The 22,562-nt window shown below is 66.5% G+C and carries 17 protein-coding genes; 9 read left to right on the top strand and 8 right to left on the bottom strand.

Annotated features, from left to right (window positions below; all coding sequences use genetic code 11):
* Window positions 1-5: 5 nt before the first annotated feature.
* Window positions 6-1,436 (top strand): sensor histidine kinase, encoded by a 1,431-nt coding sequence (locus AC1DW0_RS14025; protein ID WP_477946469.1) that lies wholly within the window; start codon window positions 6-8, stop codon window positions 1,434-1,436.
* Between the two features lie 7 nt (window positions 1,437-1,443).
* Here AC1DW0_RS14025 and AC1DW0_RS14020 read toward each other — a convergent pair whose 3' ends face one another.
* Window positions 1,444-2,175: a siderophore-interacting protein gene (locus AC1DW0_RS14020; protein WP_477946467.1), complete on the bottom strand. Its 732-nt coding sequence runs from the start codon at window positions 2,173-2,175 to the stop codon at window positions 1,444-1,446.
* 111 nt (window positions 2,176-2,286) lie between these two features.
* Here AC1DW0_RS14020 and AC1DW0_RS14015 point away from each other — a divergent pair, with 111 nt between their 5' ends.
* A complete protein-coding gene (locus AC1DW0_RS14015; protein WP_457445270.1) occupies window positions 2,287-2,682 on the top strand; it encodes a MarR family winged helix-turn-helix transcriptional regulator in 396 nt (131 codons plus the stop codon).
* A gap of 6 nt (window positions 2,683-2,688) precedes the next feature.
* Here the strand turns inward: AC1DW0_RS14015 and AC1DW0_RS14010 are convergent, their stop codons facing one another.
* Window positions 2,689-3,693, bottom strand: coding sequence for an aldo/keto reductase (locus AC1DW0_RS14010; RefSeq protein ID WP_477946464.1), 1,005 nt, complete (start codon window positions 3,691-3,693; stop codon window positions 2,689-2,691).
* A 70-nt stretch (window positions 3,694-3,763) separates the two neighbouring features.
* The gene (locus tag AC1DW0_RS14005; protein WP_157282080.1) at window positions 3,764-4,684 is read right to left on the bottom strand and encodes a LysR family transcriptional regulator; all 921 of its coding nucleotides are present in this window, start codon (window positions 4,682-4,684) and stop codon (window positions 3,764-3,766) included.
* Between the two features lie 88 nt (window positions 4,685-4,772).
* On the opposite strand from AC1DW0_RS14005, the gene aptA reads away from it, so the two are divergent.
* On the top strand, window positions 4,773-6,113 hold the full coding sequence (aptA, locus tag AC1DW0_RS14000) for an omega-aminotransferase AptA (protein ID WP_457353603.1): 1,341 nt from the start codon (window positions 4,773-4,775) through the stop codon (window positions 6,111-6,113).
* A 21-nt stretch (window positions 6,114-6,134) separates the two neighbouring features.
* Window positions 6,135-7,625 carry a CoA-acylating methylmalonate-semialdehyde dehydrogenase gene (locus AC1DW0_RS13995; RefSeq protein ID WP_477946462.1) on the top strand — a complete coding sequence of 497 codons (1,491 nt, stop codon included), beginning with the start codon at window positions 6,135-6,137 and terminating at the stop codon, window positions 7,623-7,625.
* Between the two features lie 28 nt (window positions 7,626-7,653).
* Here AC1DW0_RS13995 and AC1DW0_RS13990 read toward each other — a convergent pair whose 3' ends face one another.
* The 5 genes from AC1DW0_RS13990 to AC1DW0_RS13970 all read right to left on the bottom strand — a co-directional run bounded on the left by AC1DW0_RS13990 (window position 7,654) and on the right by AC1DW0_RS13970 (window position 12,500).
* Window positions 7,654-8,421 (bottom strand): LytR/AlgR family response regulator transcription factor, encoded by a 768-nt coding sequence (locus AC1DW0_RS13990; RefSeq protein WP_457353599.1) that lies wholly within the window; start codon window positions 8,419-8,421, stop codon window positions 7,654-7,656.
* Entirely contained in the window at window positions 8,418-9,440 is a 1,023-nt protein-coding gene (locus tag AC1DW0_RS13985; RefSeq protein WP_457353597.1) for a sensor histidine kinase, read from the bottom strand. Before AC1DW0_RS13985 ends, AC1DW0_RS13990 begins: the two co-directional genes overlap by 4 nt.
* Window positions 9,424-10,101, bottom strand: coding sequence for a hypothetical protein (locus AC1DW0_RS13980; protein WP_457353595.1), 678 nt, complete (start codon window positions 10,099-10,101; stop codon window positions 9,424-9,426). Before AC1DW0_RS13980 ends, AC1DW0_RS13985 begins: the two co-directional genes overlap by 17 nt.
* A gap of 29 nt (window positions 10,102-10,130) precedes the next feature.
* Window positions 10,131-10,805: a hypothetical protein gene (locus tag AC1DW0_RS13975; protein ID WP_457353593.1), complete on the bottom strand. Its 675-nt coding sequence runs from the start codon at window positions 10,803-10,805 to the stop codon at window positions 10,131-10,133.
* 165 nt (window positions 10,806-10,970) lie between these two features.
* Entirely contained in the window at window positions 10,971-12,500 is a 1,530-nt protein-coding gene (locus tag AC1DW0_RS13970; RefSeq protein ID WP_457353591.1) for a tryptophan halogenase family protein, read from the bottom strand.
* A 350-nt stretch (window positions 12,501-12,850) separates the two neighbouring features.
* Between AC1DW0_RS13970 and AC1DW0_RS13965 the strand changes: the two genes are divergently transcribed.
* The 5 genes from AC1DW0_RS13965 to AC1DW0_RS13945 all read left to right on the top strand — a co-directional run bounded on the left by AC1DW0_RS13965 (window position 12,851) and on the right by AC1DW0_RS13945 (window position 22,549).
* On the top strand, window positions 12,851-14,242 hold the full coding sequence (locus AC1DW0_RS13965; RefSeq protein WP_477946458.1) for a hypothetical protein: 1,392 nt from the start codon (window positions 12,851-12,853) through the stop codon (window positions 14,240-14,242).
* A 159-nt stretch (window positions 14,243-14,401) separates the two neighbouring features.
* Window positions 14,402-17,506: a TonB-dependent receptor gene (locus AC1DW0_RS13960; protein ID WP_056203680.1), complete on the top strand. Its 3,105-nt coding sequence runs from the start codon at window positions 14,402-14,404 to the stop codon at window positions 17,504-17,506.
* 153 nt (window positions 17,507-17,659) lie between these two features.
* Window positions 17,660-19,132, top strand: coding sequence for a tryptophan halogenase family protein (locus AC1DW0_RS13955; protein ID WP_477946456.1), 1,473 nt, complete (start codon window positions 17,660-17,662; stop codon window positions 19,130-19,132).
* Window positions 19,133-19,327: 195 nt separating this feature from the next.
* Window positions 19,328-20,704, top strand: coding sequence for a glycoside hydrolase family 43 protein (locus AC1DW0_RS13950; RefSeq protein WP_235532098.1), 1,377 nt, complete (start codon window positions 19,328-19,330; stop codon window positions 20,702-20,704).
* Window positions 20,705-20,866: 162 nt separating this feature from the next.
* Window positions 20,867-22,549, top strand: a complete 1,683-nt coding sequence (locus tag AC1DW0_RS13945; RefSeq protein WP_200955337.1) for a glycoside hydrolase family 43 protein — start codon at window positions 20,867-20,869, stop codon at window positions 22,547-22,549.
* The last annotated feature ends 13 nt before the right edge of the window (window positions 22,550-22,562 follow it).

Raw genomic sequence — 22,562 nt, 5'->3', positions numbered from 1 at the left:
GTCCGATGAAGCGCCTCGCCGCCCTGTCCATGCGCGCCCGCCTGCTGTGGGGCATCCTGCTGCCCGTCGGCCTGCTGGTGGCCATCAACACGTTCAGTCTTTACCGCGAAACGCTGCGCGCCGTCGACACCGCCTACGACCGCACGCTGCTGGCGTCGGCCAAGGCCATCGGCGAACTGCTCGGCGTGGCGGGCAGCGGCGAGCAGGCGCGGCTGCTGGCGCCCGTGCCGTATTCGGCACTGGAAGCCTTCGAGACCGATGGCCGCAGCCGGCTCTACTTCAAGGTGCGAGGCTTCAAAGGCGAGCTGGTCTCGGGCGACGAGGACCTGCCCGACTGGACGGGCAAGCTGCCCGACCAGGGCGCCTACCAGGCGCTGGTGGACTTCTACGGCGCGCGCTTCCGTGGCGAGCCGGTACGCATGGCCGTGCTACTGCAGCCGGTGTCTGGCCAGACCGGCATGGGCCTGGCGACCATCCAGGTTGCCGAGACGCTGCACCTGCGCCGGGGCCTCGCGCGCCAGGTCTTGCTGCACACGCTGTGGCGCCAGGCGGCGCTGCTGGCCGTCATCGCCATCGTCGTCTGGACCGTGGTGCAGCGCGCCACCCGGCCGGTGCGCGAGCTCAGCGCCGCGCTGCGTACGCGTGACGCCGACGACCTCAGCCCGCTGCAGGCGCCTGGCCTGCCCGTTGAGCTGGCCCCGCTGATCGTCGCCACCAACGAGGCGCTGGCCCGACAGGCGCGGCTGCTGGAGCACCAGAAGCGCTTTGTGCGCGACGCCTCGCACCAGTTGCGCACGCCGCTGGCCGTGCTGAAGGTGCAGGTGCAGTCCGCCCGCCAGGGTGATGTGGAGCCGTTGCAGGCCCTCGCCGAAATCGACACCACGGTGAACCGCGCCACCCAGCTTGCCAACCAGATGCTGGCCCTGGCGCGCGCCGAACAGATGCGCCAGCCGGGCGAGGCCATGCCGACGCAGGACTGGGCCGAGATCACGCGCGCCGTGGCCCTGGACCTGGCGCCGCTGATCGCCAAGCAGGGCCTGGACTTCGACATCCACACCGAGCCCGCGGCCGTCGAGAGCCACGAGTGGGCGCTGCGCGAGCTGACGCGCAACCTGCTGTACAACGCCATCCAGCACACGCCGGTGGGCGGGCGGCTGGCCATCGCGCTGTCGCTCGACATGGGCATGGCGCAGCTGTTGATTGCCGATGGCGGGCCGGGGCTGACGCCGCAGCAGCAGGAGCGGCTCTTCCTGCCCTTTGCCGTCGGCGATGCCGGCAAGGGATCAGGCCTGGGGCTGGCGATCTGCCTGGCCCTGGTTCATTCCCTGGGCGGCCAGATCGAACTGGTCAATCGGATCGAAGGCGCGCGCGTGTCGGGCCTGGACGCCCGTGTGCGGCTACCGCTGGCTGATTCGCCGCGCGGCCACAAGGCCTGAACTCGGCTCAGGCCTCCAGCGTCTCGTGAAAGGCTGCGGCGCCGGCCTTCCAGTAGGCCGCCACCTTCAGCGCTTCCTTGGGCAAGCCCTTGGCCACGAGCAGGGCCCGCACCGAGGCCATCGCGGACGCTTCACCCGCGGCCCAGGCGAAGCCTTCGCCATCGGGAAGCTTCAGTGCGGCGACGGCGGATTGCAGCGCTTCGGGGGTTTCGACCCAGTTCACTTCCGTCTGCGCACGGCCGGTAAACAGCCGGCGGTCCGCGGCGTCGCCGACCCGCAACACGGCGATGACGCGCGCCTCGGGCGGCAGTTCTTCCAGGCGGCGATGCACCGCTGGCAGGGCGGAGTCGTCACCGATCAGCAGGTGCCAGTCGTAGTCGGTCGGGATGACCATCGAGCCTCGGGGGCCGCCGACCCTGAGGTGTTGGCCAACCGCGGCCTGGCCGGCCCAGTCGGAGGCGGCGCCGGCGCCGTGCAGCGCGAACTCGATCGTCAGCTCGCGGCGCTCGCGGTCGAACGATCGCGGCGTGTAGTCGCGGCGATCCGTTTCACCGAAAAAGAGCTTCACGTGGTCGTCAAAGGAGTCGGACCGGAAGCTCGCCAGGGACTCGCCGTGCAGGGTCACCGAGACGAAGTGTGGGCTGAGCTGCTCGACGCGGCTGACTTCGAGGTCGCGCATCAGCAGCTCATGGCGGACGCGTTGGATGCGGCGCACGGGCGCCGTGGTGGGGTCGGACATGATGGGCTGGAACATTGGTTGATAATGTCATCCATCATGCGCAAACAAGTTGATATTGTCAACAATAAGGGCAGCCTCGCCGAAGAGGTCGTGGAGAGCGTTCACTCGGTCATGCACCGGTTCCGCTCGCTGCAGTTCCAGGCGCTGAAGGACGCCGCGCATGACCTGAGCCACATGGAGGCCAAGACACTGGGTTTCTTTGCCTCTCGCCCGGGCGCGACGCAGAGCGAGCTGGTGCAGCACTCTGGGCGCGACAAGGGCCAGGTAGCGCGGTTGATCGCGGGCTTGCGCGAGCGTGGCCTGCTGGAGGCCACTGCGGATGCCACCGACAGGCGCAGCGTGCACCTGCAGGTCAGTGCGGCGGGCAAGGCATTGCAGCAGCAGGTGCGCAAGCAGGCTCAGCGCGTGTCAGCGCAGGCCGTCAGCGGGCTGGACGAGGCGGAGTGCCGGCAATTGCTGGCGCTGCTGGCCAAGCTGCGCGAGAACCTGGCGGCCCCCGGCGGCTGAGCGGCCTCAGCCGGCGGCCTTCTCGAGCGCCAGCGCGGAGTCGACCGCCGCCAGCTCCGCATCGGTCAGTGGCGCTGCCGCGACGATGCCGAGAGCGTCGTCGATCTGGCCCAGCCGGCTGGCGCCGACCAGGATGGACGTCATGCCAGGCTGCCTCAGCACCCAGGTCAGGGCCAGCTGCGCCAGCGTCTGCCCACGCGCATCCGCCAGTGCCTTGAGCGCGCACAACGCCGCCAGCCGTCCCGGCGTGATGTCGGTGGGCTTCAGGAAACCGCCCAGCGCGGCGCGTGAGTCGGCAGGGATGGACGAGAGGTATTTCTCCGTCAGCAGGCCCTGGGCCAGTGGCGAGAAGGCGATGCAGCCGATGCCTTCTTCGGCCAGCACCTCCAGCAGGCCACCCTCGACATGACGGTCCAGCATGCTGTAGCGCGGCTGGTGGATGACGCAGGGCGTGCCCAGCCGCCGCAGGATGGCGCTGGCTTCGCGGGTCTGCGCGGCCGAGTAGTTGGACAGGCCAACGTACAGCGCCCGCCCGCTGCGCACGGCCTGGTCCAGCGCGCCCATCGTTTCCTCCAGCGGGGTGTCGGGATCGGGGCGGTGCGAATAGAAGATGTCGACATAGGGCAGGCCGAGCCGCTTCAGGCTCGCATCCAGGCTGGCGAGCATGTACTTGCGCGAGCCCCATTCACCGTAGGGGCCCGGGTTCATGCGGTAGCCGGCCTTGGTCGAGATGATCAGCTCGTCCCGGTGGGCCTGCAGGTCCTCGCGCAGCACGCGGCCCATGGTCAGCTCGGCCGAGCCTGGGGGTGGGCCGTAGTTGTTGGCAAGGTCGAAGTGGGTGATGCCGCGGTCGAAGGCGCCCAGCAGCATCGTGCGGGCGTTGTCGTAACGGTCGACGTCGCCGAAGTTGTGCCACAGGCCAAGCGACAAGGTTGGCAGCAGCAAGCCGCTGCGCCCGCTGCGGCGATAGGGTTGGCGGTCGTATCGCGAGGAATCGGGCGTGTGGCTCATGCGAGATGGAGGGCGCGAGGCCGCTGAAGATGGCGGTGAAGGCAGGAGCGGGATGGTAGTCGCCGCTTCCTCAGGCGTGAGCCGCTTCGAGCGCCTGCACGAGGGTTGCCGCAGCCCGGGTGGGTGCGGGGTCGTGGCGGTAGATGCAGGCGAAGCTGCAGTCATAACTCAGCTCATCGACGGACACGGCGCGCAGGCGGCCGGCGTCGACAAAGGGCTGGGCGTAGTGGTCGGGCAGGAAGCCAACGAAGCAGCCGGTCAGGATCAACGTGGCGACGCCTTCCTGGTCGGACGCCGTGGCCGCACGCTCCAGCTTTTGTCGGTGCGTCAGCACCAGGTTGGGCGAGTGGTAGCCCAGGCCCGCCAGTTGCTGGCCTCTCAGGTCCGCCCAGCTCCAGCGGTGGTCGGCCTTGAACCAGGGGTGGCTGCTGCCGGCGTAGAGGTGCATCTGCTCGCCGAACAGCGGCCGGTAGGCCAGGCTCTCCGACCTTCGATGCTCCGGGATGACGCCGACCTGGAACTGACCCGACAGCACACCCTGCTCGATGTCGGTGATGGTGCCGACATGGATGTGCAGCTTCACGCCCGGTGCCGTCTCGTTGAACTGCGCCAGCGCGCGGTCGATGTGGCAGGCGGGGTTGCTGACGGTCTTCTCGAACAGCGCCAGGTGCAGCTCGCCGCCGATCTGGTGGTGGATCTCTTCCAGTCGGGCGCGGAAGTCGGTGGTGGCGGACAGCAGTTGCAGCGCCGCCGCGTAGAGCTCGGCGCCCTCGGCCGTCAGCGCAAATCCGGCGCGGCCGCGGCGGCACAGCACGAGGCCGAGGCGCTCCTCCAGGTCCTTGATCTGCCGGCTGATGGTCGGCATGCCGACGTTGAGCTCCAGCTCCGCCGCCGCCATGCCGCCGCATTCGACGACGGCTTTGAAGACCCTGAGCAGGCGCAGGTCCACATCGGCAATCTGGCCCGGAAGACGTGCGTCGTTTGGTTTCATCTAGCGGCAAGTAGACATGGCGACGTTGTCATTGTCTACAAGCATTGGCCCGGGCACGATGCGGCGCAAACCACTCGCACGAGCAGCCATGACTCAGACCGCCGACCGACCCGCAGGATGGATGGACGCCCACTGGATGCCCTTCACCGGCAACCGGCAGTTCAAGGCCAACCCCCGCCTGCTGACCGGCGCCGCCGGCGCTTACTACCGCACCGACGACGGGCGGCAGATCTTCGACGGCCTGTCGGGCCTGTGGTGCACAGGCCTGGGCCACGGGCGAACGGAGATCGTCGACGCCGTCAGCCGCCAAGCGCGCGAGCTGGACTATTCGCCCGCCTTCCAGTTCGGCCACCCGCTGTCCTTCGAGCTGGCCAACAAGATCGTCGAGAAGATGCCTGCGGGGCTGAACCGCGTGTTCTTCACCGGCTCGGGTTCGGAGTCGGCCGACACGGCGCTGAAGATGGCGCGGGCCTACTGGCGCGCCAAGGGCCAGGCCGGCAAGACGCGGCTGATCGGCCGCGCCAAGGGCTACCACGGCGTCAACTTCGGCGGCATCTCGGTCGGCGGCATGGTGGGCAACCGCAAGACCTTCGGCCAGGGCATCGAGGCCGACCACCTGCCGCACACCCAGCCGGCCAACGGCAGCTTCTTCAAGGGCATGCCGCCGCAGGAGGGGCCGATGGGCGCCGCGCTGGCCGACGACCTGCTGCAACTGATCGCGCTGCATGACGCGAGCAACATCGCCGCCGTCATCGTCGAGCCGTTCTCGGGCTCGGCCGGCGTCGTCATCCCGCCCGTGGGCTATCTGCAGCGGCTGCGCGAGATCTGCACGGCCCACAACATCCTGCTCATCTTCGACGAGGTCATCACCGGCTTCGGCCGCGCCGGTGCATGGACGGGTGCGGAGGCCTTTGGCGTGACGCCCGACATCCTGACCGCCGCCAAGCAGATCACCAACGGCGTGCAGCCGCTGGGCGTGGTCGTCGCCAAGCAGGAGATCCACGACACCTTCATGGCCCAGGGCGGGCCCGACTACATGCTGGAGTTCCCGCACGGCTACACCTACTCGGCCCACCCCGTCGCCTGCGCGGCCGGCATCGCCTCGCTGGACCTGCTGGAGCGCGAGCATGCGCTGCAGCGCGTGAAGGAACTGGCGCCGATGTTCGAGACTGCCGTGCACGGCCTGAAGGGCACCAAACACGTGGCCGACATCCGCAACTACGGCCTGGCCGCCGGCATCACCGTCATGCCGCTGCCCGGCGAGCCCGCCAAGCGCCCCTTCGACATCGCGATGGCCATGTACGCCAAGGGCTTCTACGTGCGCTACGGCGGCGACACCATCCAGATGGCGCCGCCCTTCATCAGCACGCCCGCCGAGATCGACTCGCTGGTCTCCGCTTTAGGCGACTGCTTCGACGCGACTCCCTGAACTTTCACTTCCAAGCATCCCGTGATCACCCATCTCATCAACGGCCAGCAGGTCGACGGCGGCAGCCGCTCGGCCGACATCTTCAACCCCGCCACCGGCAAGGTCGGCGGGCAGGTTCGCCTGGCGGACCGTGCCACCGTCGAGTCGGCAATAGCCGCCGCGCAAGCCGCATTCCCTGCCTGGCGCAACACGCCGCCGCTCAAGCGCGCCCGCGTGCTGACCCGCTTCAAGGAACTGCTCGAAGCGCATGCCGACACCATCTGCCGCCTCATCACCGACGAGCACGGCAAGGTACTGGCCGACAGCCTGGGCGAGCTGCAGCGCGGCATCGAGAACGTCGAGTACGCGACCTATGCGCCCGAGCTGCTGAAGGGCGAGCACAGTCGCAACGTCGGCCCGGGCATCGACGCCTGGTCGGAGTTCCAGTCGCTGGGTGTGTGCGCCGGCATCACGCCGTTCAATTTCCCGGCCATGGTGCCGCTGTGGATGTGGCCCATGGCCGTGGCCTGCGGCAACACCTCCATCCTGAAGCCGTCGGAGCGCGACCCGAGCAGCACGCTGTTCATCGCCCAGCTGGCCCAGGACGCCGGCCTGCCGCCGGGCGTGCTCAACGTCGTCAACGGCGACAAGGAGGCCGTGGACACGCTGCTGACCGACCCGCGCGTGCAGGCCATCAGCTTTGTCGGCTCGACGCCGATTGCCGAATACATCTACGCCACCGGCACCAGGCACGGCAAGCGCGTGCAGGCGCTGGGCGGCGCGAAGAACCACGCCGTCGTCATGCCCGACGCCGACATCGACAACGCCGTCACGGCGCTGATGGGCGCGGCTTTCGGCTCCTGCGGCGAGCGCTGCATGGCCATCCCGCTGGTCGTCGCGGTGGGCGATGCGACGGCCGATGCCGTGCGCGAGAAGCTCATTGCCGAGATGGCCCGCATGAAGATCGGCTCCGGCCGCGAGGCGGGCTGCGACATGGGGCCGCTGGTCACGAAGGCGCACCTGGAGAAGGTGCGCGGCTATGTCGACCAGGGCGTGGAAGAGGGCGCTGAACTCGTCGTCGACGGCCGCGGCCTGACGGTGGCCGGGCATGAAGCCGGCTATTTCCTCGGCCCCTGCCTGTTCGACCGCGTGACGCCCGGCATGCGCATCTACGAGGAAGAGATCTTCGGCCCCGTGCTTGGCATCGTCCGCGTAGACAGCCTGCTGGCGGCGATGGCGATGATCGACGCGCATGAATACGGTAACGGCACCTGCATCTTCACGCGCGACGGCGAGACGGCGCGGCACTTCACCGACCACATCCTCGTCGGCATGGTGGGCGTCAACGTGCCGCTGCCTGTGCCCGTGGCTTATCACTCGTTTGGCGGCTGGAAGCGGTCGCTGTTTGGTGACCTGAACGCCTACGGCCCGGACGCGGTGCGCTTTTACACGCGCCGCAAGCAGATCACGCAGCGCTGGCCGTCGTCGGGCGTGCGCGAGAACGCGGCGTTTGCATTTCCGTCAAGCAAATGAGGCCGCAGGCGTGTGCCGACCTTGCACGCTACATCGGTTTGAACCGGGGTTGGAAGCTCTGGCTCACCGGCAACCTTGTCTTGCCGTCCTTGAGCAGCACTTCCATGCTGCCCAGGCTGCGATCCACGCGAGCGACGTGGGCCACGTTGATGACGACGGCGCGGTGAATCTGCCAGAACTGATCCGGGTCGAGTTGCTGCAGCAGTTCGCGCAAGGACAGGCGCAGCAGGTATTCGCCTTCCGCGGTGAAGGCGCAGGTGTACTTGTTGTCGCTGCGGAAATGGCTCACATCCGCCACCATCACAAGGTGCAAGCGTTCGCCCTGTGAGGCCTGCAGCCAGCGCAGCGGTGCGCTGGGCGCGGGAGGGGCGCTGGATGGCAAGGAGGGTGGCGCCCACTGCTGCAACCAGCGCGCGAGTTCGGCCGGAGGCAACTGCAGACGCTGCTGCAGGCGCTGCACCGTCTCGCGCAGGCGCTCGGTGGCCAGCGGCTTGAGCAGGTAGTCCACCGCGCCCTGGTCGAAGGCGGTCACCGCGTGCGCGTCGTAGGCGGTGACGAAGACGATGTGGCACAGGCCCTTGATGCGCCGCGCCAGCTGCAGGCCGTCCAGCCCGGGCAGGCGGATGTCGACGAAGACGATGTCGGGCCGCAGTTCCAGCACCAGGGCCAGGCCGCGTTCGCCGTCCTCTGCCTCGGCCAGCACTTGCAGCTGCGGCCACAGCTCGGCCAGGCCCTCGCGCAGGCGCTGGCGTGGCAAGGCTTCGTCTTCGATCAGGAGAGCGGTGGGGTGCTTCATCGGGTCTCGGGGGTGTTCCAGGGCAGCTCGATGCGCGCGCAGACGCCGCCCGTGGAACGCTGTTGAACACTCAAGCGCGCCGCCTCGCCGTACAGGCCAGCCAGGCGGTCACGCACATTGGCCAGGCCCAGGCCCTGGCCCCTGGCCGGCCCCGCCGCAGCGGCCTGCAGGCCGGCGCCATCGTCGCGCACCTCCAGCACGAGGCGCTCGCCCTCGCGCCGAGCGTCTAGCTCGATGCGCCCGCCTTGCGGCTTGGGCTCGATGCCGTGGCGCACCGCGTTCTCCACCAGCGTCAGCAGCATCAGCGGTGGCAGTTTGTGGTCGTCGCAGCCGGGCTCGGCTTGCAGGCCGAAGCGCAGGCGCTCGCCCAGCCGTGTGGACATCACCGTGAGGTAGGCGCGTGCCAGCTCGAACTCGCGCTCCAGCGTGCTCATGGGCTCGCGCAGCGAGGGCAGGGCCAGGCGCAGGTAGTCGTGCAGCTCACCGAGAAAGCGCTCGGCCGTGGCCGGCTGGCTGCGGATCAGCTGCTGCAGACTGGCCAGCGCGTTGAACAGGAAGTGCGGTTCGACCTGGGCCTGCAGCGCCTTCAGTTCCGTCAGGCTGACCTGGCGCGACAGCTCGGCCATCGCTGCTGTGTGCTCGGCGTGTGCCAGGCGCAGCGCCAGGGCTTGTTCCTCGCGCCAGCGCCACCAGCGGGTTGGCAGGTGCATCAGCAGCGCGAAGGCGAAGGCCGGCAGCCAGGGCCGCCACATGGCCAGCGGGTTCTGCCATTGCGCCAAGTCGATGGCCGGCAGCAGCAGCGTCCCCGCCGCCGCGCCCAGAGCGGCGGCCGCCGGCACCGCCACGGGCCACCAGCGCCAGTTGAGCGTGAACCAGGCAGCGCTGTAGGCCAGCCAGAGCTGAGCGGCCAGGGGCAGCCAGCGCGCATGGGGCCAGTACCAGTGCAACAGGACCCAGGCCGCCCAGAACAGCAGGGCGGGGAGGAGGGCGCGGCGCAGCGACTCAGTCCAGCGCGGCATTTTTCAGCGGCGCCGGTGGCTGCTTTGCCGTTTCGGCCAATGCCTGCGCATGGAAGCGCCGCGCTCGCTCCAGGTCAATGCCGATGGGTGTTGTCGTCGGCGCCACTTCAGGGCCGACAACCTCAAAGCGCAGGCCACGCGCCCAGACCTGGCCTTCGCCCACCAAGCCCAGACCTAGGCCGAGGTGTGTGGCTTCGGCGGGCACGTCCAGCACGACGCTCATGTCGTGCCAACCGCCGTCAGCCGGTACGGCGATGCCCCTGGGAAGCGGCTTTTCCCCACCGCTGCCGGCAGTCGTGACGCCGCTCAAGTCGCCGAAGCCCTCGCCGAGGTAGAGGCCGGCCCAGCCGCGGACGGCCTCGGCTCTCAGCTCGCCGCTGAAGCGGACCCGCTTGCCGGCATAGCCCAGCACCGATTGATGAGCGGAGCCGGCGCTGATGGGTCCCAGTGTTTTCGGGTAGACCGAGCGGATCGTCAGGGTCGGCACGCCGCCAGCGGCGGGATCGATGCCCACTTCATAGCCGTTCAGCGCGGACGTCTTGGCGTCAGTGGGATAGGACGCCTGGAAGGCGTACCAACCCTGGGGCACGTGCGGGCTGGCGGCGTAAGCGCTGAGCACGACGGCGGCCAGCGGCGCGAGCAGGAGGATGCGGAAGTTCATGGCGTTGGTCCTTGACGACGTTGTCGGATTTATTGCAGGGACAGGTTCTGCGGAAGCATGGGCGGCTCGGCTTGCTGTGCCGCCCTCAGCATCTGCTGCACCTTCTGATGCAGCTCCCGTGCGGTGATGGCCGCTTCGACACCAAAGCGCTGGGTGCTCAACGGCACATCCCGCCCCACCACCTCCAGCCGCAGGCTCCTTGCCCAGACCTGGCCGCTGCCGGCCAAGGCCAGACCGACGCTGACCGCGCCGGAGCCGTCGGCGGGAATGTCGGCCACCACGCTGACGTCGCACCAGTCCGGGCAACCGGCCGCACCCAGTGGCGGCGTCTTGTCGAAGTCCGGGTCGAGGTGTGCGCCGTAGAGAAGTTTGAAGCCGGCGGCCACGACCAGACCGCCCCATCCATCCAGGCTGGCGGTCTTGACCTGGCCGGTGAAGCGCACACGCTGCCCGGTGTAGCCGAGGACGAACTGACCGATGCTGCCGATGTCGCTGCTGGATCCTTTGCCAATGGACTTGACTGTCAGCGCGCGCTGGCCGCTGGCTTCGGTCTCGGGGGCAATGCCGGCTTCATGCGTGTTGCCGTCGGGCCACCGATAGGTGGCACCCGCCATCCAGCCGTCGGGCTGGCGCAGCTTCTCGGCGCCGCTGGCGGTCAGCGCCAAGGCAGCCAGTGGAATGGTCAAAAGGGCTCGGTAGTCCATCGGTTCTTCCTTTCAGTTTGGGAGGGACGACCGCAGTGTGTGCAACCCGTGCCGGGACGGCCGGGATGATGCGACAAGCCAGCGCTGGCGCTGACGAGGCAGCTTGCGCGGCGACGGGTGCCTTCGACTCGCGGCCGGGGCCGCCCTCGTCGAGGGCCGCGCGCGTCAGGCCTTCGGCGGGGCGGAGATCCTGTCCAGGAAGTCCGTATGCGACGGCATGGAGGCCACCGTGCGCGAGATCGAGCTGTGCACCGAGTGAAGGTGCCGGCGGATCAGCTGCGGGTCCACCAGGTCGATATATGGGTCGTACCTCTCGGGGTAGACGCCCAGGCCCAGCAGGATGGACGCCCACGACGGCTCGGCAAAGCCTTCCGGCTCGATCACGGCGACACGGCCGGTCTTGCGGAACAGGGCGATCTGGTGCGCGAGATCGTCGGGAATGGGCATGTCGGCGCAGTAGCGCCAGAACTCGCTGTCGCGCCGCTCGCCCAGCTTGTAGTGAAGGATGATGAAGTCACGCACGGACTCGTAGCGGTAGGCCATTTGCCGGTTGAACTCGTCCGCCAGCGCCGGCTGGAATGACTGGTCAGGCAGCATGGCCGTCAGGCGGCTGACGGCGTCCATGATGAGATGCAGGCTGGTGGATTCCAGCGGTTCCAGGAAGCCGGACGACAGGCCGATGGCCACCACGTTCTTCACCCAGCCCTGCTTGCGTCGCCCGGTGACAAAGCGCTGTTGCCGAGGCTCGTCGAGGGCCTTGCCGTCCAGGTGGTCCAGCAGCGTGCGCTGCGCCTCGTCATCGCTCAGGTAGCCGCTGCAATAGACCAGCCCATTGCCCGTGCGGTGCTGCAGCGGGATGCGCCACTGCCATCCGGCCGTACGTGCGGTCGACCGCGTGTAGGGCGTCATGGGGCCGGCGCGCTCGCAGGGCACGGCCAGCGCGCGATCACAGGGCAGCCAGCGGCTCCAGTCTTCATAGGGCGACTTCATCGCACCGTCGATCAGCAGGGCGCGAAAGCCGGAGCAGTCGATGAAGAGATCGCCTTCCACGCGGCGCCCGTCGCTCAGGTGCAGTGCCGCCACGAAACCATCTTCGGGCCGCGTCTCGACGTGCGTGATGGTGCCCTCGACGCGCTTTGCGCCGTGCTTGAGGGCGTACTCGCGCAGGTAGGCGCCGTACAGCGATGCATCGAAGTGAAAGGCGTAGTCGAAGGCATTGGAAGGCGACGGCTCGCCGGCTGCCGGTGGCACGAAGCGCATTTGCCGGGCCATCACCGTCGCGGTCGACCATTCCTCGTAGGAGGGGAGTTTGTCTCCCAGGGCCTGCAGGCGCAGCCAGTAGGCCCATAACGGCCGGCTGTGGATGGCCGGGCCGAACCCGCCGAAGCCGTGGAAGAAGCGATGGCCGATCCGGCCCCAGTCCTGGAACTCGATGCCGAGCTTGAAGGTGGCGCGTGTGCTGCGGACGAAGTCTGCCTCGTCGATTCCCAGAAGCTGGTTGTAGAACTGGATGGTTGGCAACGTCGCTTCGCCGACCCCCACAGTGCCGATGTCCGCCGACTCCACCAGCGTCACCTCGCAATGCTGATCCCGTTGGTCAGGCCGGCACAGCATCCGCGCCAGCGGGGCGGCGGTGATCCAGCCGGCGCTGCCGCCGCCGACGATGACGATCCGCTGAAGTGGACGATTTCGCACAAAAAGTCTCCAAAAAAAAACAGATCTGGTCTGTCCGGGAGTTTGCCCTATGTCTCTTTGGTCTTACCAGTTGTACGCTTGGCGCAGGCATCGGAAAGCATTTCTGACAGACGGCGCGGTTCATGGTGCGCTCGCCAGCCTTGGAACAGGGTGACAAAGACGCAACGGGCGGCTTTCTCTCACCGGCCAATAGTTGGTGCAACGACCGAACCAAGTCGCCGTCAGTGAGGCGGGGCGAGCCGATCTCAAGGAGCAGCGTCGCTGCAGAGCAAGTTCTGCAGCCGGGTGCCCAGTTATTTCAGAACAGGAGACATAAAGTGACGAAAAAGATGGTTCCGCAGGCCCGGAAGTTGACCGTTATTGCGGCTTGCGCTTTTCTGGCCTCCTGCGGTGGCGGTGGCGGTGGCGGTGGCGGTGGCGGCTCAGAGGGCCGCTACCAGGTCATAACTCTCAAATATCCGGGTGGCGCCATAGGCGGCACGCTGCTGAATCCCCCGACGACTTTGTCAGCCACGGCCACATCCGGGCTGCCGGTCAGCTTCCGAACCGGCACACCCACCACCTGCACGGTCGCTGGTGACAAGCTGACGCTGGTGGCCGCGGGTGAGTGCCTGGTCATCGCCAGCCAGCCCGGCGGGGCCGGTTCGGATGGCACCCAATGGGCCGCTGCCGACGATGCGAGCCAGCTGTTCAATGTGTTGAAGCATGCGCAGGTGGTTGATTTCACCCCGCCGGACTACGTCCTCAGCGCGGCAACGAAGTCCATCGCGCTCAGCGCGACCTCGGGCTCAGGGCTGCCGGTCACTTTCTCCAGCGACACGCCTGCGGTCTGTACCGTCAGCGGCAGCACGCTCCAGTTGCTGGCCAAGGGCTCCTGCGCGGTGTCGGCGAAGCAAGCCGGCAATGAGAGCTACAAGGAGACGACGACGCAGCGCTATATCGCCGTCGACCCGCTGCTCATTGCCGACGGCTTCGCGCCGGGAGGTGGTCGCGGAACAATGAACAACCTAGTCACCAAGCAGGGCGGCAACGTCTGGGTGAACCCGTGGGACAGCGCGCTCAACGCTGGCTGGGAGTGGTGCGATGCGAGCGCGGGCGACTGGTGCTACAGCAAGGTCTCCACCGATGGCTCCACGCTCGATTCGGCCCTGCATATCCCGGACACCATGTTCACCGGCGGCTGGCAATACGGCTTCAACCGCATCGACATCTTTGCGCCTGGCCTGAGTGGCTTCAATTCGTCGGGCGACACGGTGGGTGGACTGCAGGTAACCACCGAGAAGGCGTTGGGCTTCACCATGGGCTTGGGCCTTGATCTCTACTCGTCGAACAAGCCCATCGTCGTGCACCTGGACCTGGGCAAGCGCAACAACGGCTGCAACGTCAGGCTGAGCACCTTGGTGTGGGCCCCATTGCCGGGGTTGCTCAGCTACGGCGTGCCGCTTGACAACTTCGCGGTGACCGATGCCTGCGGCCTGTCGGGCGTCACCACGGCGTCGCTTGACGACGACGTGCGCAAGCTGCCGAACCCTTTTGACAGCACGGGCGCCCCCGTCAACGCCGCCGCGTTCAAGGCGGCCCTGGACAAGATGGCGGCCTCGCGCGCCTCGGCTGCGACGCTGCTGCAGTCCTCCAACGTCGTGCGCACGCGCTTCTGGTTGATGGACGCGAACGTGGACAAGAAAACCGCGGGCATCTACGCGTCCGACTTGACCATCAAGGGCGCCATCACCATCCAGTAACCCAGGCCGCGAGCGGCGTTGCGTGTCAGCGACCGGCCCCGTGTTGATCGGGGCGGTGACACCAGCATCGCGAGGGGCGGCCTCGGCATTCGGTGCCGGGGCACGCGGCAGCGCTGAAGCCAGCTGCCGCCGGACACATCGAAGGAATACGGAGACACCATGAAAAAACAGTTCCGCACCACGGCCATCCATCGCGGCATGGTCCACATGATGCTGCTGACCGTCGGCAGCGCCGCAATGGCACAGACGGCGGCTGAAAAGCCGGCAAACCTGGAAACCGTTGTCATCACCGGGCAGCGCGCAGCGCTGCAGTCGGCGCAGAAGATCAAGCAAAACGCCGAGGAAATCGTCGACTCGGTCGTCGCGGAAGAGGCCGGCAAGCTGCCGGACAAGTCGATCACGGAAGTGCTGCAGCGCGTCGTGGGCGTCGTCATCGACCGCAACAAGTCGCGTGGCGACCCGGAGCACTTCTCCGTCGAAGGCTCGGGCATCAGCGTGCGGGGCCTCAGCTGGGGTTCTTCGGTGCTGAATGGCCGCGAGTCGTTCTCGGCCGGTTGGCCGGGCCGCGAGCTGAGCTGGGGTGACATCCCGCCAGAGCTGATGGCCGGCGTGGACGTCTACAAGAACCCCTCCAGCGAGATCATCGAAGGCGGCGTCAGCGGCACAGTGAACCTGCGCACAGCCTTGCCCTTTGACTACAAAGGAACGAAGGCCTACCTGTCGGCAGGCAACAACTACGTGCAGCGCTCGGGCAAGAATTCGCCCAGCGTGTCGGGGCTGTACACCACCCAATGGAATACGGACATCGGGCGCGTCGGCGTGCTGCTGGACCTCTCCTACAACCACTCCAGCTTCCAGAATGAGAGCATCCAGCTGGATGCCTACTTCCCGCGGACCGACCTGATCGCCGGCAAGGTGGCCTGGGCGCCGAAATCGGCCTCGTTCCGGAACAACACCGGCGACACCGAACGTGCCGGCTTCTACGCCGCGCTGCAGTGGAAAAAGGACAGGATGGACTCGTCGCTGACCTATTTCCTGTCGGGCGCACGGGAGACGGGCAGCGAGCAGGGCATCTACACCGGAGTGGAGAACCCGTACAAGTCGGTGATCAAGAATGCGACGTACGACGCCAACAACGTGCTGACCTCTGGCCTCTACACCTACCCCAGCGGGGGCCTCGGGGCGAACACCTTTGCCGATGGCGGCCTGGGCTTCAACGTCTCGCGCGGCTGGAATCGGAGCAATTCGAAAACCGGTGAACTGGCGTGGAACTTCAAGTGGGCCATCAACGACCAGTGGCTGGTGCAGAACGACGTCCAATGGGTTCATGCGAAGAACGATTCGATCGGCCGCAACATGCAGCTGGGCACCTACGTGCCGAGCATGGGCATCGACGTGTCCGGAAAGAGTCCGGTGCGCATCGGGTTCGACCAGACCGCCACGGATTTCCTGGCCGACCCGAAGAACTATTACTGGAACCTGGTCATGCCGGGCATGAGCAAGGCCGATGCCGACCTCTACGCCTGGAAGGCCGACGCGCGTTACCGTTTCGAGGACAACCCCATCCTGCGTGACATCCGTGTCGGCGTGAGAGCCACCTATCGCGTGGCACGCCACTACGACGCCACGGGCAATACCTGGACGTCCACTTCCGATCCTTGGGCCGTCAAGCAGACCTCCACGCCCGGCAAGCCGCCTGCGGTCACCGATGGGCTCGACTGGCAATCACGCGGAAGCTTCGGCTACATGAGCGACCCGCGCTACCAGACCGTGCCGGTCGAAGTGTTCAACTTCAGCAACTTCTATGGCGGCAAGGCGGGCAAGCTGCCGAACATCGTCATGCCGACGATCGGTGCCGTGCGCGACTACCCGAACACATACAAGACGCTGGCCAACGATTACCGCTACCAGCAATGCCTGGATGGCAAGGCGCTGTTCCCCACCATGAACATCACGTGCGACTACGCGAAGGACTATCAGAACTTCCAGGAGCTGGTTTTCGACGGCAACCCGGAAAAGACCAGCACGCACAGCGAACAGACCGACGCGGTCTACGCCACGCTGCGCTTCGGCTTCGACGACCTGAAGTTCCCGATCGAAGGCAACGCCGGTGTGCGTGTCGTGCTGACCCGCGACGTCTCGCACGGCTACACAGCTTTCCAGACGCAATACAACTCGCAGACGCCGCCCGATCTGCCGCGCTTCGACCAGCTCGGAGGGCCTCTGAACGTGCAGAACGAATTCGTCAAGGTGTTGCCGTCGCTCAACCTGAAGATGAACTTCACCGACAGGTTGCAGGCTCGCCTGGCGATGGCCCAGAGCATGAACCGACCCGGCTTCAACCAACTTGGCGAGTACATCAAGCTGTGGCAGGACTACGACGCCATCAACCAGAGGGTCTCCTACCGTGGCGAGAACTCTGGCAACGTCAAGCTCAAGCCGATCACGGCCAACAGCTATGACCTGGCGCTGGAGTGGTACCCGCGTGACGGCCAGTCCATCACGGGCACGGTGTTCCATAAAGATGTCAAGGACGTCATCATGAACACCTCTTACAGCCGCACCTACAACAGTGTGGGTGGCAATCCGCAGATTTTCTCGGTCACGGGTCCTGCCAACGTGGGCAAAGCCAAGGTCAGCGGCCTGGAAGTTGCGGGCATGACCTACCTGGACAAGCTGCCCTTCCTGGACGGCGTGCTGCCGGAGTGGGCCAAGGGCATCGGCGTGTCGGCCAACTACACCTACATCGACGCCAAGCAAAGCCTGTACAAGCAGATCTACAACCCCTATTGCGATGCGGGCAGGACGCAGACGAATGGCACCTTGCACCTGTTCGGCTGCGACACCAACGGCGTGCCGTTCAACGATCTGCCGCTGCCCTACATGGCCAAGAACGCGGCCAACTTCGTCTTGATGTACGACCGCGGCCCGTTTTCGGCACGGCTGGCCTACAACTGGCATAGCCGGGTGCTGCAGGGGGCGGATGCCAATGGCACGCGCGGCGATGATGCGACGAGCGCGGACCCGACGCGCCCGGGTGCCCGGGATGTGGGCTGGGGCCTGCCGACCTGGCAGGAGGCGTTCGGCCAGTGGGACGCGGGCATGAACTACAGGTTCAGCGACCAGTTCAGTATGTCGCTCAACATGACGAACCTGAACAACGTCATCGTCCGCCAGACGCAGCAGCAGCACATCGGCACGATGGGGCGTGCGTGGTTCTACCCTGGCCGCAGCTACTCAATGAGCGCACGCTACGAGTTCTGACGCGGTCCCTGACGCGGCGTAACTGCATGCCGCCTGGACGGACTGTCCGGGCGGCATGCCCACTTGCGTGGGTCGGCGCCGCGTGGCCAGAGATGGAAATGATGGACGTCGGCGCAGATCATTGATGGCGCCCAAGAACTTGGCAGAGTCTCTATGACGCAGAAAATTGCTCGCATCGTCGTCGTGGGCGGTGGCAGCGCCGGCTGGATGGTGGCCGCGGCGCTGGTCACCGGGCTGAAGGGCCGCGCCGCCGTCGAGGTGGTCGAGTCCGAGGACATCGGCATCATCGGCGTGGGCGAAGCCACCTTCCCGTCCATCCGCAACTACAACCAGCTGATCGGCATCGACGAGCGCGATTTCCTGCGCGCCACCAACGGCACCTACAAGCTGGGCATCCGCTTTTGCGACTGGCTGGACGTGGGCAAGGACTACTTCCACACCTTCGGCCACTTCGGCAACCTGTTCGGTTCGCAGACGCTGTGGGGCCAGCACCGCCGCATGGGGCTGGCCGAACCGCTGGGCGTGCAGTGCGTGCCGACGGTGATGGCGATGAAGGGCCGCTTCGTGCTGCCCGACGAGCAGGCGCAGTTCAAGTACGCCTACCACTTCGACGCCGTCCAGTACGCCGCCTTCCTGCGCAAATTGGCCGTGCAGCGCGGTGCCCGCCACACGCTGGGACGCATCACCGACGTGTCCCGCCGTGCCGATGGTGGCGTGGCCGCCGTGCAGCTGGAGGACGGCCGGCGCATCGAGGGTGACCTGTTCGTCGACTGCTCGGGCTTTCGTTCCTTGCTGTTGGGCCAGGCGCTGGAAGAGCCCTTCGTCGACTTCAGCCACTGGCTGCCCGTCGACGGCGCCTGGGCCTGCCCCACCGAGCGGGTCGGCGAGGAACTGGCCCCGTACACCCAGGCCACGGCGCTGGAAGGGGGCTGGGCGTGGCGCATCCCGCTGCAGAACCGCACCGGTCATGGCCACGTCTTCTCAAGCCGCTTCATCGACGCCGACCGTGCCCGCGAACAGCTGCTGGCCCGGCTCGACGGCAAGCCGCTCGGCGAGCCGCGGTTGTTGCGCTTCACCACCGGCCACCGCGAGCGCTTCTGGGTGCACAACGTCGTCGCCATCGGCCTGTCCTCCGGCTTCCTGGAGCCGCTCGAGTCCACCAGCATCTACCTGATCCAGGACGGCATCAGCCGTCTCATGACCCTGCTGACCGCCGGCCGGCCGGTGGACGAGAACGACCGGGCCCTGTTCAACGACGGCGCGGCTCGCCGCTTCGCGCGCATCCGCGACTTCATCATCCTGCACTACTGCCTGACCCGCCGCCGCGACAGCGAGCTGTGGCGGCACGTGTCATCGATGGAGCTGCCAGAGACGCTGGCCTTCCGGATGGAGCTGTGGCGTCGCTACGGCGTGCTGCATGAGTACGACGAAGAGGGGTTCGACGCCACCAGCTGGCTGGCCATCCACGCCGGCATGGAGCACTGGCCGGAGCGCAACGATCCGGTCTTCGCGGAGATTTCGCCGGAGCGCGCCACGCAGGCGCTGGACCAGCGTCGCAAGGCCATCGAAGCCTCGGTGGCGCGCATGCCGCAGCACCATCGCATGCTGCTCAAGATGCTGGGCTGATCCCTGGCGCATCTTGAGCTCATGCGGGCACGATAAAAACCATCTGCTGCACGCCCACTGGCGTCAGCTCGGACTGATCAACCTGAAAGGTGAAGCGCCATGCGGCATGGGTCGAAATCGCCCGTAGTTTTCCCAGCGGATGGCCGTTTCGCCGCTCCGCATCGTTCCGAATCGAGGTTTCCCATGATTGCGCGCGTGCTTGCGCTCCTGGCGCTTGTCCAGGCCTGCGTCTGGCCGCAGCCGAGCCAGGCCGAGAACCCCGTCGTCCAGACCAGCTTCACCGCCGATCCGGCACCGTTGGTGCACAAGGGGGTTGTCTACCTCTACACCGGGCAGGACGAGGACGACGCCCGCGACTTCAAGATGCGCAACTGGCGGCTCTACGCGTCGACCGACATGTCGAACTGGACCGACAAGGGCGTCGTGGCGTCGTTGGCCACCTTCCCCTGGGCGGTGCAGGACAACGATGCCTGGGCTTCCCAGGTGGTCGAGCGCGACGGCAAGTTCTACCTTTACGCGTCGGTGAGTGTGCAGGGCTGGCCCAAGAGCGTGATTGCCGTCGCCGTGGCCGACCGGCCCGAAGGCCCCTTCAAGGATGCCTTGGGCAAGCCGTTGATCGACAAGGCCAACGGCTACTTCGATCCCACGGTCTTTGTCGATGACGACGGTCAGGCCTATATGTATTGGGGCAATCCCCATCTTTGGTACGTCAAGCTGAACAAGGACATGATTTCCTACTCGGGCGAGATCAAGCAGATCGACTCCAAGCCGGGGAACTACCAGGAAGGCCCCTGGTTCTACAAGCGCCAGGGCAAGTACTACATGGCCTACGCATCGGCCTGCTGCCCCGAAGGCATTGGCTACGCCATGAGCGACAAGCCCACCGGCCCCTGGGTCTACAAGGGCGACATCATGGACCACAACACCAACTCGACTGGCAACCACCCGGGCATCATCGACTACATGGGTGGGTCCTACCTGTTCGGGTTCAACTACCGGCTGAACTTTGCCGACACGCCCATCCATCGCGAACGCCGCTCCGTCACCGTGACCCGGTTCGACTACAACGCGGACGGCACCATCAACATGCTCCCCTGGTGGGACAACGTCGGCGTCGCTCCGCTCAAACCCTTGTCGCCCTACGAACGCGTGGAGGCCGAGACCATGGCCTGGACGTCCCGCGTGAAGCGGGATCGGGATCGCCCGTTCGACTGGGCGCCTGGCATCAAGACCGCGCGCAGTGACAAGGCCGGCATGTATGTCACGCGCATCACCGATCTGAGCTACATCAAGGTCAACGGCGTCGACTTTGGCAGCAAGGGCGCATCACGCTTCGTCGCCAACGTGGCCAGCGAAATGGACGGCGGCAAGATCGAGTTGCGGCTCGACAGCGTCGAAGGTCCCCATCTTGGCACCCTGACGGTGGCCCGCACCGGCGGCCGGGATCAGTGGCAGCAGCAAAGCGTGCCGGTCTCAGGCGCCACGGGCGTGCACGACCTCTACCTCATCTTCAGGGGTCAAGGCGAGCCGACGATGTTTGAGTTCGATCACTGGCGCTTCGAGCGCAAGTGAGGTCTGCGACCCTGAAGCCGCCCCCGGATCTGAGCGATAAAGAAGAACGAGATTTCCGTCGCCGCAGCTGACGCTTCCTCGCCGTCGCGCCGTGCGCTGCTTCAGGCCGTTGCTGCTGCCTTTACGGCGCTGGACTCGCAATAACTACTCCAGAGACAAAACATGAACACACACGCTGGCAGCCTGGGCCGCCGTTCCGCCGGCTCTCCCGCGCGTCTCATGAACCGCCCGATCTTTCCCATGCTGATGGCCCTCGTGCTCTCCGTCGCGTCTCAGGTCGTTCCGGCGGCCGAGGCTGCACAGGCAGCACCAGCTGCACAGGCGGCTCCTGCCCACAACCCGCTCATCTGGGCCGACGTCCCGGACATCGCCATCATCCGTGTCGGCAAGACCTACTACATGAGCAGCACGACGATGCACATGAGCCCGGGCCTCCCGATCATGAAGTCCACGGACCTGGTCAACTGGAGCATGGCTTCCTACGCCTATGAAACCCTTGCCGACAACGAAGCCATGCGCCTCGAAAACGGCAAAACCGCCTACGGTCGCGGCTCCTGGGCCAGCAGCCTGCGTTTCCACAACGGCGTGTTCTATGTCTCGACGTTCGCCTCTACCAGCGGACGCACCCACATTTACACCACGCGCGATCCGGAGCGCGGCCCGTGGAAAGAGACGAGTTTCGAGCCAGCGCTGCATGACCACAGCCTGTTTTTCGACGACGACGGTCGCGTTTACATGCTCTGGGGGGCCGGTCGCATCACGCTCACCGAGCTGCAACCCGACCTCTCCGGAATCAAGCCCGGCGGCGTGAACAAGGTCATCATCGAAAATCTCAACGCCGTCTTCGGCTCCGACCTGGGCGGGCTCAGCGAGGGTTCGCAGCTTTTCAAGATCAACGGCCGCTACTACCTCGTCAACATCGCCTCGCCCGGGAGCCGCTGGGCGCGCAGCGTCATCGTCCACCGCGCCGACAAAATCGACGGTCCCTACGAGGGTCGCATCGTGCTCGATGACCGCGGCATCGCCCAGGGCGGCCTCATCGACACGCCCGAAGGCAAGTGGTACGCCTATCTTTTCAAGGACAACGGCGCCGTCGGTCGCATTCCCTATCTCGTGCCGGTGACCTGGAAGGACGGCTGGCCCGTGCTCGGCGAAAACGGCAAGGCGCCCATGACGCTCGACATCCCCGCCGGCGTACAGGGCGTCTCCGGCGTCTCGGGCGTCGTCGCCTCCGACGAATTCGACCGCCGGCCCGGCGATCCCGACCTGCCCCTCGCCTGGCAATGGAATCACAACCCCAAGCCGCGTGACTGGTCGCTTACCAAGCGCCCGGGCCACCTGAGCCTCGTCACCAGCCGGGTCGTTTCCACGTTGCCGGAGGCCACGAACACCCTCACCCAGCGCACCTTTGGCCCCAGCAGTTTCGCCACCACGAGCATCGACGTGAGTGGCATGAAAGACGGCGACCTGGCCGGCATCGCCGCTTTTCAGAAAGACTATGGGTTTGTTGGCGTAAAGATGAGCGGCGGCACCCGATCTCTCGTCATGGTGAGCGCCGACTCCGGCAATCCCGAGGAAATCGCCTCCGTTCCCCTCTCCGGCAAAACCGTTCACCTCAAGGTCGAATGCGAATTTCTGCCCGCGCCTGACGTCGCCCGCTTCTCCTACAGCCTCGACGGCAAATCCTGGACCCCCATCGGACGTCCCTCGGCTCTTCACTACACCCTTCCGGAGCACTTCATGGGTTATCGCTTCGGTCTCTTCTATTACTCGACCAAAACCGCCGGCGGCCGTGTGGACTTCGACTATTACCGAATCGGACAAGGGGCGAAAGACGGGCGCTGACGCGGCGCGACCT

It is taken from the genome of Roseateles sp. P4_D2 (assembly GCF_056401875.1).
Note: the sequence above shows the minus strand (reverse complement) of the source record. Positions and strands in the feature narration are given on the sequence as shown.

Bases quoted from the DNA above. Each gene is read 5' to 3' on its own strand.
- AC1DW0_RS13955 (WP_477946456.1), top strand. From the start codon at position 17,660: ATGACGCAGAAAATTGCTCGCATCGTCGTCGTGGGCGGTGGCAGCGCC.
- AC1DW0_RS14015 (WP_457445270.1), top strand. From the start codon at position 2,287: ATGCACCGGTTCCGCTCGCTGCAGTTCCAGGCGCTGAAGGACGCCGCG.
- aptA (WP_457353603.1), top strand. From the start codon at position 4,773: ATGACTCAGACCGCCGACCGACCCGCAGGATGGATGGACGCCCACTGG.
- AC1DW0_RS13980 (WP_457353595.1), bottom strand. From the start codon at position 10,101: ATGAACTTCCGCATCCTCCTGCTCGCGCCGCTGGCCGCCGTCGTGCTC.
- AC1DW0_RS14020 (WP_477946467.1), bottom strand. From the start codon at position 2,175: ATGTCCGACCCCACCACGGCGCCCGTGCGCCGCATCCAACGCGTCCGC.
- AC1DW0_RS14005 (WP_157282080.1), bottom strand. From the start codon at position 4,684: ATGAAACCAAACGACGCACGTCTTCCGGGCCAGATTGCCGATGTGGAC.
- AC1DW0_RS14025 (WP_477946469.1), top strand. From the start codon at position 6: ATGAAGCGCCTCGCCGCCCTGTCCATGCGCGCCCGCCTGCTGTGGGGC.
- AC1DW0_RS14010 (WP_477946464.1), bottom strand. From the start codon at position 3,693: ATGAGCCACACGCCCGATTCCTCGCGATACGACCGCCAACCCTATCGC.
- AC1DW0_RS13985 (WP_457353597.1), bottom strand. From the start codon at position 9,440: ATGCCGCGCTGGACTGAGTCGCTGCGCCGCGCCCTCCTCCCCGCCCTG.
- AC1DW0_RS13945 (WP_200955337.1), top strand. From the start codon at position 20,867: ATGAACACACACGCTGGCAGCCTGGGCCGCCGTTCCGCCGGCTCTCCC.
- AC1DW0_RS13990 (WP_457353599.1), bottom strand. From the start codon at position 8,421: ATGAAGCACCCCACCGCTCTCCTGATCGAAGACGAAGCCTTGCCACGC.
- AC1DW0_RS13975 (WP_457353593.1), bottom strand. From the start codon at position 10,805: ATGGACTACCGAGCCCTTTTGACCATTCCACTGGCTGCCTTGGCGCTG.
- AC1DW0_RS13960 (WP_056203680.1), top strand. From the start codon at position 14,402: ATGAAAAAACAGTTCCGCACCACGGCCATCCATCGCGGCATGGTCCAC.